Source organism: Rhodoblastus sp., from assembly GCF_041915505.1.
Classification (GTDB): domain Bacteria; phylum Pseudomonadota; class Alphaproteobacteria; order Rhizobiales; family Beijerinckiaceae; genus Rhodoblastus.
This window is the reverse complement of the sequence record NZ_JAYSBG010000052.1, coordinates 1-14,963: the sequence shown is the minus strand read 5'-3', so window position 1 is coordinate 14,963 and position 14,963 is coordinate 1. Positions and strand designations below refer to the sequence as shown.

The 14,963-nt window shown below is 61.9% G+C and carries 12 protein-coding genes and 1 pseudogene; 3 read left to right on the top strand and 10 right to left on the bottom strand.

Annotated elements, in window-relative coordinates; translation table 11 throughout:
- Nucleotides 1–373 precede the first annotated feature (373 nt).
- Together ACE3S9_RS05655 and ACE3S9_RS05650 are read left to right on the top strand one after the other, a co-directional pair.
- Complete coding sequence (locus tag ACE3S9_RS05655; protein WP_374545465.1) at nt 374–916, top strand: YSC84-related protein; 543 nt, start codon at nt 374–376, stop codon at nt 914–916.
- A 50-nt stretch (nt 917–966) separates the two neighbouring features.
- A complete protein-coding gene (locus ACE3S9_RS05650) occupies nt 967–2,277 on the top strand; it encodes a TAXI family TRAP transporter solute-binding subunit (RefSeq protein WP_374545464.1) in 1,311 nt (436 codons plus the stop codon).
- 283 nt (nt 2,278–2,560) lie between these two features.
- Here ACE3S9_RS05650 and ACE3S9_RS05645 read toward each other — a convergent pair whose 3' ends face one another.
- The 4 genes and pseudogenes from ACE3S9_RS05645 to ACE3S9_RS05630 all read right to left on the bottom strand — a co-directional run bounded on the left by ACE3S9_RS05645 (nt 2,561) and on the right by ACE3S9_RS05630 (nt 6,636).
- On the bottom strand, nt 2,561–3,307 hold the full coding sequence (locus tag ACE3S9_RS05645; protein WP_374545463.1) for a hypothetical protein: 747 nt from the start codon (nt 3,305–3,307) through the stop codon (nt 2,561–2,563).
- A gap of 164 nt (nt 3,308–3,471) precedes the next feature.
- Nucleotides 3,472–4,530: pseudogene (locus ACE3S9_RS05640) on the bottom strand (IS5 family transposase); the annotation flags it as partial.
- Between the two features lie 230 nt (nt 4,531–4,760).
- On the bottom strand, nt 4,761–5,768 hold the full coding sequence (locus ACE3S9_RS05635) for an amidohydrolase family protein (RefSeq protein WP_374545462.1): 1,008 nt from the start codon (nt 5,766–5,768) through the stop codon (nt 4,761–4,763).
- A gap of 94 nt (nt 5,769–5,862) precedes the next feature.
- Nucleotides 5,863–6,636: an SDR family NAD(P)-dependent oxidoreductase gene (locus ACE3S9_RS05630; RefSeq protein ID WP_374545461.1), complete on the bottom strand. Its 774-nt coding sequence runs from the start codon at nt 6,634–6,636 to the stop codon at nt 5,863–5,865.
- Nucleotides 6,637–6,973: 337 nt separating this feature from the next.
- Here ACE3S9_RS05630 and ACE3S9_RS05625 point away from each other — a divergent pair, with 337 nt between their 5' ends.
- Nucleotides 6,974–8,341, top strand: coding sequence for an MFS transporter (locus ACE3S9_RS05625; protein ID WP_374545460.1), 1,368 nt, complete (start codon nt 6,974–6,976; stop codon nt 8,339–8,341).
- Between the two features lie 108 nt (nt 8,342–8,449).
- On the opposite strand, the gene ACE3S9_RS05620 is transcribed toward ACE3S9_RS05625, so the two are convergent.
- The 6 genes from ACE3S9_RS05620 to addA form a co-directional block, all read right to left on the bottom strand.
- Entirely contained in the window at nt 8,450–8,860 is a 411-nt protein-coding gene (locus tag ACE3S9_RS05620) for a hypothetical protein (protein ID WP_374545459.1), read from the bottom strand.
- A 110-nt stretch (nt 8,861–8,970) separates the two neighbouring features.
- Nucleotides 8,971–10,428: a 4Fe-4S binding protein gene (locus ACE3S9_RS05615; RefSeq protein WP_374545458.1), complete on the bottom strand. Its 1,458-nt coding sequence runs from the start codon at nt 10,426–10,428 to the stop codon at nt 8,971–8,973.
- A complete protein-coding gene (locus tag ACE3S9_RS05610) occupies nt 10,392–11,225 on the bottom strand; it encodes an FTR1 family protein (protein WP_374545457.1) in 834 nt (277 codons plus the stop codon). The genes ACE3S9_RS05615 and ACE3S9_RS05610 overlap by 37 nt, the downstream gene beginning before the upstream one ends.
- A gap of 39 nt (nt 11,226–11,264) precedes the next feature.
- Nucleotides 11,265–11,600, bottom strand: coding sequence for a cupredoxin domain-containing protein (locus ACE3S9_RS05605; RefSeq protein WP_374545456.1), 336 nt, complete (start codon nt 11,598–11,600; stop codon nt 11,265–11,267).
- A 1-nt stretch (nt 11,601) separates the two neighbouring features.
- Nucleotides 11,602–12,150, bottom strand: coding sequence for an iron transporter (locus ACE3S9_RS05600; RefSeq protein WP_374545455.1), 549 nt, complete (start codon nt 12,148–12,150; stop codon nt 11,602–11,604).
- A 75-nt stretch (nt 12,151–12,225) separates the two neighbouring features.
- A partial coding sequence (gene addA / locus ACE3S9_RS05595) for a double-strand break repair helicase AddA (RefSeq protein WP_374545454.1) occupies nt 12,226–14,963 on the bottom strand: 2,738 nt, incomplete at its 5' end.

The window sequence follows — 14,963 nt, the reverse complement described above, 5'->3', positions numbered from 1 at the left end:
TCGTGCTCCCCGCCGGCTACAAATATACGCTGCAGGGCAAGCCGGTCGACGAGACCAATTCGGTCTGGACGATCTCGCTTCAGAAGTCGGCCGACGGCTGGCGCGTGACGGGCTGGGCCTGGGGTCAGGGCTAGCCGGGAAGCGCTTGGCTCGCGTGGGGCATCCCCGCAGCCGACCAGACCGCGGGGAAATCCGAAACCTCGCCCCATACACCAGAAAAGCAGAGTTCCTTCGCCGCCTCCGGCGAGGCTGCGCCGATCAGCCTCATGCAAGCCGTCGGCGGCGGCGAAGGAAACCCGTTTCGGATGCGAAATAGCCGGCGCCAATCCGCCGACCTTTCCGCGCGATCGACTCGCATGCCATAGGAACCGACATGTTTCTGACCCGACGCTCCTTGTTTTCGATCGCTTCTCTGACGTTGGGCCTCGCCGCTACGTCCGCTTGGGCGGCCTCGCAAACCGATGAAGCAGCGCTCGCCGCACTGCGCGCGCTCTACGAGGCTCAACCTCAGGCGGCGGAATTGGGCGACCGCGCGGCCGCGATCCTGGTGTTTCCGAAAATCGTCAAGGCTGGCCTCGTGGTCGGCGCGCAAACCGGCGACGGCGTCCTCCTCATCGGCGGCAAGCCGGCCGCCCATTACAATATCAGCGCGGCATCGTACGGCCTTCAGGCCGGCGTCGAGTCCTTCGCCTATGCGCTTTTTTTCATGACTGAGTCGTCACTGAAATATCTCCGCGAAAGCGGTGGTTGGGCGGTTGGCTCCGGCCCCAGCGTGGTCGTGGTCGACAAAAGCGCTGCGAGGAACTTCAACACAACGACGCTCACCCAGGACGTCTATGCATTCCCCTTCGGCTTTCAAGGGCTGATGGCAGGGATTGGCCTGGAAGGCTCAAAAATCTCGCGGATCAGCCCCTAGCGCCAGCGCCCTAAATCCGCTTTACAATCTATGCGCAGGAGCCAATCCCAATGTTCGGAGCCTTTGGCAAACCACGCACGCTGGCCCTTCTCGTCTCGATCGCTTTTCTCGTCGCGGCGGCGGCGCTCGGGGCAATCTACATCTTCCAGCCGAAGGCGACCATCCGCATCACGACAGGCCCAGAAGGCGGCCAGGCCCGCCGGTTCATCGAGGCCTTCATCAAGGTGGCCGAAAAACAGCATCCGCGGGTGCATTTCGAACAGGTGACGGTGCCCGATCTGGCGTCCAGCGCCAAGGCGCTGGAAGATCACAAGGTCGATCTCGCCCTTATTCGCAGCGACGCGCCGCTCCCGATAAATGGCGAAACGCTGGTCATCCTGCGCCACGACGCCGTCGCGATCGTCGTTCCGAACAAAAGCGCGATCTCCAGCCCCGCCGACCTCTCCGGCAAGATCATCGCCATTCCCGTCGGCCCGGCGCAGAACGACAATTCACACGCTCTGGACCTGATTCTCAATTACTACGGCATGCAGCCCCAGGCCGTAAAACGTGAGTTCCTGGCGATCGACGACATCGGGCCGGCGATCGAACGCAAACGTGTGGCCGCCGCCGTCGCGGTTGGGCCGGTCGGCCCCGGCGATGTCGTCGACACCGTCGCCTCGATCGCCCGCGCGACCAGGAATACGCCGAAGATTCTCGCCTTCGACGATGCGGACGCCATAGTCAAACGTTTCCCGATGTTCGAATCCTATGACGTGCCGCAAGGCGGATTCAAGGCAAAGCCCAAGGTCCCCGACGACACGATGACGACGCTGGCGGTCAATTACCGTTTCGTCGTGCCGATCACCATGCTGGACATCGTCGCCAACGCCATCGGCCGCTCGATTCTCGCGACCAAGGCGCAACTGACCAATATCGCGCCTACCGCGGCGGCTCAGATCGAGGCCCCCGATGTGAGCGACACCAATCCTCTTCTCCCCATCCATCCGGGATTCGCCGCTTTTCTCAATAATGGCGACCAGAGCTTTTTCGATCAGGCGCAAAGCTTTCTCTACATCTTCGGCATTCCGTTGAGCGTCGGCGCATCTCTTGTCACCTTGCTGTTCAGCACTCTGGCCGCGAGACGAGCGAAAAAGGACCGGGCCGCGACGCAGCGCCTGCTTTCGATCGCGCAGGAGGCGGCGACCGCGGAAGGCGAAAGGCTTGAAGCATTGGAAAAGGAATTTCACAAGGCTGTCGCCGATTGTCTCGGCGGGGCTGACGATGAAAAAGCGGATCAGTGGAAAACATCCATGGCGATCCAGCACGCCTTGAGGCGCTTCGAAAGGCACGGCGAAGCGGCCAAATCGGGAAGCGCTTAACTGGGTGGCCCACTCGCGTTCACGTCAGCGCAAGAGGGTGAGTCCGACACCCCATTCAGCCAGTCATGGCCAATATGAGGGCGTATAGTCCCGCTTCAACGTCGCGTTTTGGCGTTTCCCTCGTCGCTATATCGCCGGCTTTTGGGCCTGCTGCCGCCATTCGGCTGACGATTGGTATCCGCCCATCCGCGTCCTTACTGACGATTTTGCGGGAGGTCCGCTGTCCGCCGACAAGAGCCGACCACACCACGTACTGTGTGTCTCGTTTTCGGAAGCCGTCACATTATAGCGGGTCTCTTTCCCGAAGCCGCCGATCCACTGAGCCGCCATATGAAGACGTTTCCTCTTTTTCGGCTTGGGCCAACAACGTTTGAAGCCGCTTTTGCGCTGTCCGGTCGCCCGAAAGCACAAGGCGCCGATTCAGCTTCGTCATGTCCGCCTTGCCGCCATTGACCACGGCGATAGCATCTGCTCGATCTTGAGCCCGATCGGACACGCACCACATCCACAGGAGGTATTCGGGTTTGATTACCGACGTGGGCGTGTCGAAAATGGTAGCCGTTAAATGATCTCCGACTGCGAACTTTTCGCGATGCGCTGTTCCGAGCAGCACGTAAATCTCGATCCGGGTGTCAGGATCGATGAACGTCAACTGACCAGGTAGCTCTTGCTCGCATTTAAGTCCCGCGCCGAATAGAGTCTGGAGCAGATGCGACCTGGATTCTTCAGGCGCGATCAAATCGATGCCTTCGGTAAAGCGCGCCCGAGCGTATAAACCTCGCGCCATCGCGCCGGCCAAAACATATTCGATCTTCGCGCTGTTTAAAGCGGTGATGACGCGACGAAAGGCGTGACGCTCGAGCGATTGGAGCGCGTCGGCGCCAAAGACGGCATTATCGTCGACTGGCTCGATAATCAGCCGCTCGAGGCGGTCCCGCTTGGCCTGCTCGCTGATCGCATCGTCGCCTTCCTGCAATCCCGACAGGACGAAAAACAGACGCTCATCAATTGGCGCGACCGCAACCGTCATGCGCTTCGCGAGTTTTGGGCGCGCGCTCCACCTATCAGATGAACATTCAGTCCACGACGACGCTTGCCAAGGAAGGCAACATGCTGCGCTGTGAAATGACCGGCGACTATCCGCGCTCCGCGCAGTCAATGCCAGACGGCCCTCGCCGGAGGGATACGTTCCGGCGGCGCGTTGTGGCCGCGATAGCCACGATCGGCGACGATGCGCTTGAGGCTCGCGCCGATTTGGCGCTCAATCGCCGGGACCACGGCTTCCAGCGTATGGCCGTCATAGGGATTGCCTGGCAGCGCGGCGACATGAGCGACGAACTGGCCGCCTTTCGAGCGATGGAGCGTGGTGGCGACCGACACCTTCACGCCGAATTCGTAGGGGCGGTGCGCCTTGCCCTTGCCGATGCATTCGACCTCGGGCGCATGCAGGGAATAGACTTTCCTGCCGCGCTGGTTCTGGCGCTGGTCGCGCACCCGTTCGGCCAACCACAGAGGCTTGAGGAAAATCTCGCGCAGGCCCGCCTTGCCTTGGATCTTGCGGGCGATGTCGCGCATCACGCGGCCCAGCATCGTGCGCAGGCGGCGCAACTCCCGCCGCGCGCGCTTGAACTGCTTGGCGTGCGCGTAGCGCTGATGGGCGATCAGGGCGTATTTGCCGACGCGCTGATCGGACTGGCGCAAGCTCACGCCCTGCTTCCTGGCCAGCGCCACGAGCTTTTCGCGCGCCCGATGCATCAGCTTGGCGTCGGTTGGATGGGCGACTGCCTTCGGCTGCACTGTGGTGTCGACGATCACCTTGGAGAAGTCCGCAGGTTTCGCCGCGCCGGTTTTGGTGGCGACGCTGAGGCTCTCCTGGATCAAGGCGACGAGCCTTTCCTCGCCCATGCGCTGGCGCCAGCGGGTCATCGAGGAACGGTCGAACACCAGCTTGTGCTGGAAGAACTCCTCGCCACAGAACAGCTGAAAGTAAGGGTTCTCGAGCCAACGGGCGCAGAGCGCCTCGTCGGAGAGGTCGTGCATGTGCTTGAGGATCGCCAACCCGGCCATCAGCCTCGTGGACAGCGGCGGATGGCCCGGCGCGTCGGAATAGACCGCGCCGAACCGCTGTTCGAGAAAGCCCCAATCGATCGTCGCGGCGAGCTTGGCCAGCGGATGCGTCATGTCGACGATCTGGTCGAGCCGCGACCGAAAGAGTTCGCTCTGCCCGCTGTCCTTGCGCTCCTTCGGCCGCATGACGAATCCCCAAACCGCGTCATTTGAGGCAGTGAATCACGCCGCGCGGCGCCGATCAAATTGCAGGAAAACCGCGCGGCGATCGCATCAATTCGGCAAAAACGAATACTTCCAATCAACCCAAAAGCCCCGCACAGCAGGGGCTTTCAGGGTTCTTCACGGGCGACTACTTAGCAGTTATGGTGGAAAGCCAGTCATCTTTCGTACGGCACGAACGGACGCGCGCCTCCCTATCGGGAGGTTTCCAAAGCCGATTCTCCGAGTTTTTCTGCTAGACTTGGAAATAGTCGAAGGGCGTTCTTGCTCGCAATTAGAGTCGCTTCGACATCGTCGAACTCTTCGGACATTTCCAACATCTCGATGGCCGGCCGGATTCCGGTTGCTGCCACCATTGGATAATCGAAGCCGACTAATAACTGATCGACTGGAACGAGCTGGCGGAGAGCAGCCAATTGTTCTGGGGCGGTGGCTATTGCTAGGTCGTAATGAATACTTTTGAAGCCGCTCATGGTCTCTTCATAGGTTAGCTTCGCGTGATATCCTGTCCCGCGCCTCCCTGTAACAAAGGCAATACGATGAGCGAGAAATGGAAGAGCCCCTCCGCCGTGCGTGGCAATGTAATTTACATCCGGATACCGCATTCGCATCCCAGAAAGGACAAAACTCGCGACCGCGCGCGTGGTATCGAAGGGGTATTCCAACACGCCGGTGATTAGCGGCATATCAACCTGCCCCGAGTATATCGGGCTTGCTGGATGAACGAACACCGTCGCCTTTCGACGATTCAATTCAGCGAACAATGGTTCAAAACGGGAGTGCCCCGGATAGACGCCCTCGAAACTTGTCTGCATGCACACTCCGTCGAACCCGAGCTTGTCCAATGCGTATTCGAGCTCTACGAGGCTTGCTTCAATGTCTTGCAGCGGTAGAACGGCGAATGCCCCGAACCGCTTCGGATAACGCTTTAAAATTTCGGCTAATTCTTCATTCATATCACGCGCCAGAGGCACAGCTTCGTCGCGCATCAGATCTTTCGTGCCGACAGGATTCGACAACACCATCGCGGCGATGTTGTGTTGATCCATAACGTCGATCGCTGTTTCGGGATCCCAGTCGGGAATGGCGCACCCTTCGAATAATGGCTGACCTGACCCGCTTTTCTTTTTTAGCAGGTTTCGCCAAGACGAAAGCATAGAATGAGAATGAACGTCTATTATCCCCTTAATGCGGCGATCCATGTTACGTATACCTCATTTTTAGTTGCGTTTTATGTCTTATAAATTACATTTTATTCTTTGTTATATTGAGTATTATTTCATTATGCACCCATCGTCAAAGAAGCATTCCGCCAGATGCTTCAATACGCTGTCCTGTCACCCACCGATTACGATCATCAAGCAAGTTCGCAATGGCGGCACCAATATCTTCAGCGTCGCCGACGCGACCGAATGCTGTGTGTGTCGCTACGACGTTTCTGACGTCCTGATTGTCGCGCAGGACGCCGCCGCCGAAATTGGTAGCCGTCGCGCCTGGGGCCAACGAATTGACCGTTATGCCACGCCCTGCCAGTTCCTGAGCCATATAACGCGTCATAATCTCGACCGCGCCTTTCATCGATGCGTAGACGATACTGTTAGAGCTTCCGGGAGTGATGAACCGCGTAAGAGCGCTGGAAACATTCAAAATTCTTCCGCCGTCCGCCAACAATGGCAGCAATGATTGCGTCAAGAACAGCACTCCCTTAAAATGCACTCCGCACAAATGATCGAAGTCAGACTGATTTATTTCTCCGAGGCGACCGCGACGGTGATCGCCGGCATTATTGATGAGAAAGTCGAATTCGCTACGATTCCAGCACTCACGAAGTCGTCCGACCAGGCGAGATGCAAAGTCTTCGAATTTCGACACCTCTCCAACGTCCAACTGGATAGCGAATGCTTTTCTACCCCCTGCCCTAATGGTGTCGACGGCAGCCTCAGCCGCCGCTATGTTGGATTGATAGGTTATGACGACGTCGACGCCCGCCCGCGCCAGGTTTAACGCCGCGCTGCGACCGATTCCCCTGCCGCCGCCCGTGATGATGGCGATCTTTGTTGCCGGATTCATGGAAATCTGGCCTCCAGACGTTTGGTCGTTCGATTTTCGGAACCGCCGCCGAAGGCGGCTTGCGCGCGTCACAAAGTTGCAGGCAATTGCTCGTTTCTGGATGGATGAGCGCTTGCATCTCCACTGACTTGGCGACGCTAGATGGTTGCATCGCCTTTGACAGTCCCCCCCGTCGGGGGCAGAGAAATCGCCAGCCCTTCGATATGAATATCGACTGAACCATCGGGAACGATCAGCCGTCTGAAAATGCGGTCGAAAGTCGCCAACGAGGCCACTTCAAATGGCGGCCTGGTCACAAACATAATTCAATAATTAAAACGGAAACAGGGAGGGCATAATGCCTAACGAAATCGACGTACAAAGAATGATTGATAGCAAATCATCCAATAACATTAGGTATCGCATTATCGCATTATGCATTTTTATCATGTTTTTTGACGGTTTTGATTTTACTATTTTAGGGTATGTCGCGCCGTCTATTATGGAAAAACTGGTAGTAGATAAGGCAACGTTTGGATTGGCAATATCTGCGAGTGTGGTCGGCTACATGGTTGGCGCGTTCGGCTGCGGGGACCTGGGGGACAGGTTTGGAAGGAAACGTCCCATCCTTCTTGGCGTCGCTTTGTTCAGCTCGTTTACATTTGCGTGCATATTCGCGACTTCGATTTATGCCTTGATGGCATTGCGTTTCGTCGCGGGTATTGGGCTCGGTGGCGCGGTTGCTAATACCGTGGCGCTTAACGCGGAATTCTCTCCGAGGCGAACCGCGGCGACCGCGATCGGACTGCTGTTCGTCGGCTACACTCTTGGCGCAGCGGCTCCCGGTTGGATCGCAGGCCTATTTTTAAAGGATTTTGGTTGGCAGAGCGTTTTCGTCGTCGGGTCTGTGTTTCCCTTCATGTACATCTTTGTACTGGCGCATTTTTTGCCAGAATCCGTGAAATTTTTGGCGACCAAAATGGATCGCCGCCACGAATTGATCTCTGTCTTAAAAAAATTGCAGCCGGGCATCGATATCGACCCTGCCTCTGCAATTATTATGCACCGGGAGGAAAGTCGACAGGGTATGCCGTTACGCATGTTGTTCGCCGACGGCCGCGCCTCGAGCACGGTAAGGCTCTGGATCGCCTGCATCGGCGTCATTGGCGGGCTGTTCTTTGTCGTCAGCTGGTCGGCGACGCTCTTCGCTGCCGAGGGGATCGCGCCGGGCACGGCGGCGATGATTAGCGCCGCATTCCTGTCGGCCGGGGCCATTGGCTGCGCAGCGGTCCCTTATCTAATGGACCGGATCGGTCCGAAAGCCGTGCTGGGGTCGCTCGCGGTAGCTGTTCCATGCATCGCCGCTATCGGTCTGGTGCCCGCGACAGCAACCGTTTTGGGAAGCGTCATGATTTTGGCGGGCTTTTTCGGTTCCGGCAGCCAAGCAGGACTGAATGCAATCGCTGGGACAATTTATCCGACTGCCATTCGATCGAGCGGCGTGGGTTGGGCGATGGGGATCGGTCGGATCGGGGCGATTCTCGCCCCGATCATTGGCGGCAAGCTGATCAGCAACGGCACGCCGGTTCACTTGTTGTTCTTTTGTTCGGCGGCAGCCCTCACGATTGCCGCGTTGGCGATAACCGGACTAAGAGTCGAAACCCAAATTCGCCGCCCGCTGGTCCCAGGGGTGCCCCCTATCGCTGAAACCCAATCGCGGTCCTAAGCTGACGGCTAGGATCGACATAACGAAACGGCGGCGCGTTGTTCAACGAGCCGCCAAGAATTCGACGGTAGCCTTGTGGATTTCGTCGCCGACTCGATCTCGGCGAGTCTACCAGCGTTTCAGCTCGGCCATCGACGACGAAGGATGCGTTTGGTGCCGTCGCGCCCCGCGAACGCCAGCAAGAATGTTGAGGACCGAGGTTGGTGCGGCCCTAAGTCGCGCCCGCGCCAAGAATTCGCTGAAGGCCACCGCCATCTCAACAACTTTTTCAAAGTCAGCTGAAGGGGATTTATCCCCGGTCAAAGGCAAAAGGGCTCTCGACAGGAGGTCATAGCAGTGGTACACAGCGGTCGCTGGCAAATAGCTAACACGCTGATATATTGATGTAAAATTACCGCGTCGGCCAATCCTCTCCTGGGCACCAATCAACAGTGCAAATCGCTGTTGTTTGTGCAGCCCGCGCCCGGCCGGCGTTTTCGCGCAAATGTTTTCTGTTGGCAGCGAGCGTTCGCGCGTCAATCGACGCGACGCCTGTGGACGGATTCCGCTCCACGTCCTGCGAAAAGGGCCAAGGGCCCGATCGCGCCGCCGTACCGCGCGACCGATGCAGACGGCGCCTCACCGTCCGATCAGATCATCTTCCAGTAAAGACTCGCCCAGACCAGGCTGCCGAGCGTGGTCGCGCCGGCGAAAGCCAGCGTCGCGACGAACCGGCGCGCCGGAGCAGCGGTCTTGGTCCGCGCGATGCTCCAGCCGAGCCAGAGCGCCCAAAGAGCGGCGCCGATCAGCAAAGCCGCGCGCAACAGGCTGACGAAGGGCAGGACGATTCCATCAGCCTTGAGCATGGTGAGCGTGATGCCGGACAGACCCAGGAACACGCCGCAGCCGGCGACCGGAATCAGTCCCTGCGCGAAATGGTGGAAGCGCGGCCACGACCAGGCGCCGCAGGCGCGGGTCGCCAGCGCCAGACAGAGGCTGAGCGCGAGCCCCACCGCCAGCGCCATGCCGCCGATATAGATCAGCAGCACCAGGCCGTCGAGCGGCGTCATGGTGTCGTTGAAATCGGGATAATTGGTCAGGATGAACCAGGGCAGCACCGGCTCCATCGGCCAGATCAGGCCCCATTCCGCGAGGCGGTCGGCCAAAGCCTGGCGAATCGCCACATAGACGGCCGACGAGCCCCAATGAAAGGCGGCCGACGCTACCCCGATCATGCCGAACAGGATCAGCGCGCTCTGCCACGGATTGGTCATGTCGCCCGCGACATGGACAATCTCGTGATTGGGCGAGCGTCGCGCCAGGGTCACCGCGCCGCGGAAGTCGCTGCAGCGGCCGCACATATGGCAGGTCCCGGCGCCGCGCATGGCGCGCACCGGCACCAAAGGCGCGCAATTGAGGACCGGATGGACGCCGCCGCGCGCTTTCGGCGCATGGGCCCAAGTCTCGCGATCGACGCGGTAATGCAGCGGCGCCAGTTTGGCCAGCACATTGAACACGCCGGTGACCGGACACAGGAAGCGGCACCAGACTCTTTTGTTGCGGCCCCACAAATAGCCGACGCCGATGGCCGCGAGAGTCGAGCCGCCGAGCACCAGCAGCGCCGGACGCGGATATTGATAAACGCTGGTCATCTGGCCGTAGATCGTCGTCAGCACGAAGGCGACGAAGGGCCAGCCCTTCCATTGCACCCAGCCCGGAATCGCGCCGCCCCGGCCATGTTCCGCCGCGCGCTCGCTCAGGGAGCCTTCAGGACAGAGCAGGCCGCACCACAACCGGCCGACGAGCACCATCGAGACCAGCACGAAGGGCCACCAGATCCCCCAGAACATGAATTGCGCGAAAAGCGTGAAATTGCTCCAGATATGGACCGCGCCCTGCGGCAAGGGCAGGATCGCCGGAATGACCAGCAGGGCCACATAAACGCCGACGACGCCCCATTGGAGGCGCCGGATGATCGTCTGATGATCGCGCAGCCAGATCCCCAGCCGCGCCAGTGCGGCGTCGACTCCGCTTTGCGGCGGAGCCGAGGGTTTCGGCGCGGCGTCCGGCCTTACCGGGACGCGGTCTGCGGCCGATACAACAGCCATACCATCGCTCCCCAATAAGCGAGAAACACCAGCAGTTCCGTGAGATCAGGCCGCGCCCGCCAGCCCGTCAGCGTCGAGAACAGGCCGCCAAGCCCGCCGCCGTCCGACAACCAGGCGGAGGCGTCCCAGAGCCGCCCGGACAGGCGCGGCAGATAGCCCAAAGCGACCAGATTGTCGACGGCCGTCAGCAGCAGGGCGCCGGCGAGCAGAAGCAGCATGACTTCGGTGACGCGGAAGAACAGGCGCCACGACAGGATCCGGCTGCCCCATTGCAGCGCGGCGTAAGTGAGCACCGCGAGACCGAGCCCCGCCGCCGCCGAAAGACCGGCCGCAACCAGCGCGCCGCCGCGCGCCGCCGACAGGGTGCCAGCCAGAAAGACCACGGTTTCGCCGCCCTCGCGCGCCACCGCGATCGCCGCCAGCGTGAAGACGCCCCACCAATTGGAGCGGTCGGCGGCGTCCTGCAAGGCGGTTTCGAGGTCGCGCTTCAACGTGCGCCCGTGGCGTCGCATCCAGACGATCATCTGAACGATCAGCCCAGTCGCGAGCAGCATCAAAAGGGTCTGGAACAATTGCTGGCTGTCGTCGTCGAGCCGTTCGCCGAACAGGATGATGACCGCGCCGAGCAGAGCCGCGCCGAGCAGGCCCGCGCCGACGCCCGCCCACAGGAAGGCGCGGCCGCGCGTGCGGCCATCCTCCCCCTGTTGTCCGAGCCAGGCCTGCAGAATGCCGATGACCAGCAACGCCTCAATGCTTTCGCGCCAGACGATGAACACGACATTGCCGAACTGACCCACTTCCTGCTCCTCATTGGCCGGGCGCCGCCCGGCCGCACATCATTTCGCGACCAGAACCGCCGGGGGCGCTTCCGGGTGGAAATCGTCGAAGAAATCATATTCGCCGGGGTCGAGCCCGCGAATCACCAGAGTGGTGCTCGCGCCGGGCGCGAGCACCTTTTCCTTGCGCAATTGCTTGCTCTCGAATTCCGCCGGCCCCTGCCCCTTGTTGACCAGCTCGATCTCGATCGTCTTGTTCGCCGGAACCTCAAGCCGCAGCGGAGAGACCTTGCCGTCGTTGAATTCGATGCGCAGGGCCGAGGCGTCATCGGCCAGCGCCGGCGCGCAGAACGCGACGGCCAGCAGAACGAGGCCTGGCAGCGTGACGGATTTCATCTCAATAAGCGCCCTTCTTGCCCGTGCCGGCATAAGTGAATTCATAGACCGCGTCGAACGGCTTGAACCACGGGCCGACGCCGGTCTCCTTGTCGACATGGCGGCCGAAATGAGCATGGGGATTGGCGTCCGGCGGCGCAACATGCAGCGTCAATTTGTAGCGGCCGGCGCCCAGCATCTTGACATTGTCGCCGTAATGCGGCCCGTCGTCCGCGACCATCGGCATGAAGTCGCCCTTGAGCTTCTCCTCGGAGCCTTCCTTGGTCAGCTCATAGGTGATGGCCAGATAGGGAATCCAGTCGCCCTTGGCGAAGCCGTTCGGATTGTCTTTGGAGGCATGGATGTCGGCCTCGAGATGGACGTCGGAATCCTTGGCGTCGCGCATCACGCCGGCCGGCTCCATCTCGATCGGCTGGAGATAGACGGCGCCGATCTCCATGCCGCCGACCGATTGCGGCTTGCCGACCGGGGTTTCCTTGGCGAGGGCAAGCGAACCGGCCCCGAAGAGCGCGACAGCGGCGAGGCAGGCTTTGGACGACCATGACTTCATTGTTGAACTCCTTTGAGCGTCAGTTTCGCCATCGTCCGTCGCCGCGCAATCACTTCCCCCTTGTTTAGAAAATTTCTAACTTGCCGCCTGCCCGCCCCGCAAAGCCGTACTTAAAGCGGTGTCCAAGGCAGCGGTTTCGACCTCGACCACCACCGGGCCGGCGGCGTGGATCAGGAAACAGCGGATCGGCCGGCCGGGATAGAGCGCCGCGACCGCGGCGCGATAAAACGAGAGCTGGACGACATAAGCGGGATTGGCCGCCGCGCCCGGCGTTCCGGTCTTGTAATCCGCGAGCCAGACGCCGTCCGCCGTTTCGGCCATGCGGTCGATCGCGCCCATGATGTCGACCGAGCCCCCGCCCGGCCTCGCCAGCCGCGCGGCGATGCGGACTTCAGCGGCCGAGGTTTCGCCGAACAAGGGCGCAAGGCGCGGATCGTCCAGAATGGCGAGCACGCGCTCCGCCAGCAGGGCGGCGCGGCCGGGCGCAAGGCCTTGGGCGGCGAGATCGCGCAGGGCGGCCTCGCGGCGGATTTCGCGCGGCAGGTCGGGGAGATATTGCAGCAGCCGATGGACGAGGCGGCCTTCCTCCAGCGCCGCGGCGCGTTGCGGCGACAGCGCGGCTTCGGCCGCAGCCGTCTGGTCCGCGCCCTCCAACGCGCTCGACGGCCGCAGCGGCGGCGCGGCGGCCTGTTCCGACGGCGCCGGCGCGAACAGCCATGCGGGCGGCGCAGGCGGCGACACGCGCGGGGCGACAGGTTCCGCCATCGGGGCCGCCGTCGTTTCCTCCGGCGGGCCGAAGCGCAAGACGGTGGCGTCGTCGCCCCAGGGCGCCGGGGCTTCGGTCGCGGCGTCGAGCAGGGAGCGTTCGATCATCGCCCGCCAGCTCTCCGGCGAAACGGCACGCGCGCCGCGATGGCCGGCGATATAGAGCCGCTCTTCGGCGCGGGTCATGGCGACATAGAGCAGGCGGCGATATTCGTCGGCGGAATCCTCGGCCCGCGCGGCGCGGGCGGCGGCGACGGCGGCGCAATCGAGATCCTTTTTCGGCGACCAAGCGATGAGATCAGCGCCGTTCGGCGCAGCGACGAGGTGAAGCGCGCCATCCCGCCCGCCGCCGCCGGGCGCGGCGCAGACATCCGGCAGAAAGACGATCTTCGCCTCCAACCCCTTGGCGGCATGGACCGTCATGACCCGCACGAAGGACGAGGTCAGGTCCATGTCGCGCTTGATCTCGACCTCCAGCCCGGCGACCTCGGCCAGAAAGGCCGCGAGCGAAGGCGCGCGGGCGCGCTCATGGGCCAAAGCCAGATTGAGGAATTCGTCGAGCGCGTCGCCGGCCTCCGGGCCGAGCCGCGCGAGAAAGGCGCGCCTGCCGCCGCGCGGGCCAAGCAGGCGGGCGTAGAAGGCGAAGGGCGGCAGGGCGCGGCCCATCCGGCGCAGCAGATCGAGCTGCGCGGCGGCCGCCTGGAATTTTTCCTCCGACGCGCGGCATAGGGCCTCGTGCAGCGATCCTTCCCGCTCGGGCGCGAGGCGGATCAGGTCGTCATCGTCGAAACCGAACAGAGGCGTTTTCAGCGCGGTGGCGAGCGTCAGATCATCGTCCGGCAACAGCGCCGCGCGGCCAATGGCGACCAGATCCATGACCGCGATATGTTGCGCCAGCTTGAGCCGGTCGGCGCCCGCCGCCGGGACGTTTTTCTCACGCAAGGCGCGGATCATAGCGTCGAAAAAAGCGTCGCGGCGGCGCACCAGAATCATGATGTCGCCCGGGCGAACGGGCCGCCGCTTGTCGCCCTCCTGCACGGTCTCGCCGGAGCCGGGCTGAAGCCAAAGCCGGATGGTTTCGGCGATACGCCGGGCGGCGGCGACCGGCGCATCCGCCTCGTCGCGGAAATCGAGCGGCAGGCGCCAATCGCGCCGCTCCTCCTTCTCGCCGGGCGCGATCACATCCCAGATTTCGATGCGCGACGGCAAGCCGCGCTTCAGCGCCTCGTGAACGGTGCGAACATGGTCCGCCTGAGCGGAAAGGCCGCGAAAATTGTCCGACCTGCCGAACACCGCATCCACCGCTTCGAGCACGCCGGGCGCCGATCGGAAAGAGAGCGTCAATTCGACCGGCGCGAACGGCCGCCCGGCCCCTTCGACCCTCTTGCGAAAATCCTCCTTCTGCGCCGCGAATAATTTCGGCTCGGCGCCCTGGAAGGAAAAGATTGACTGCTTCTCGTCGCCCACCGCGAAAAAGGTGCGCAATCCGCGCGCCTGTCCCTCGCCCGCGAAAAAATCCTCGGAAATGCGGTCAAGAATATCCCATTGCGCCGCGCTGGTGTCCTGCGCCTCATCGACCAGAATATGATCGATGCCAGCGTCGAGTTTTTGTAACGCCCAGCGCGCCGATGAGCGCGACAGCAGCGCGCGGGTGCGCGAAATCAGATCGTCGAAATCGAGCATCTGCCGCTCGGCCTTCAACGCCTCGTAACGGTCGAGAATGGCGTTGACGAGCGCGCTCAAGGCGAGGCTGCGTTCGGCGGTTTCGGCGGCCCGGACTTTTTCACGCAACGCCGCGAGACGAAACTGTTCGCGCTCCAATTCTTCGGCAATATCCGGCCTCGCCTTGGCGAGATCGCCCGTCAGCAATCGTTTCGCCGGCTCGCCCTTGGCGGTGAAGAAAACCCCGAACAAATCGTCAAGCGCCTCGCCGCGCCTTCCCGCGCGCCAATGCCGCCACGCCGATTCCAAAGCCTCGGCATTGGCGCCGTCGCTCTTCTTGCCGCCGTGGAGAAAGGCCGCCCAATCGCGCCAGCGTTCCGGGCTGC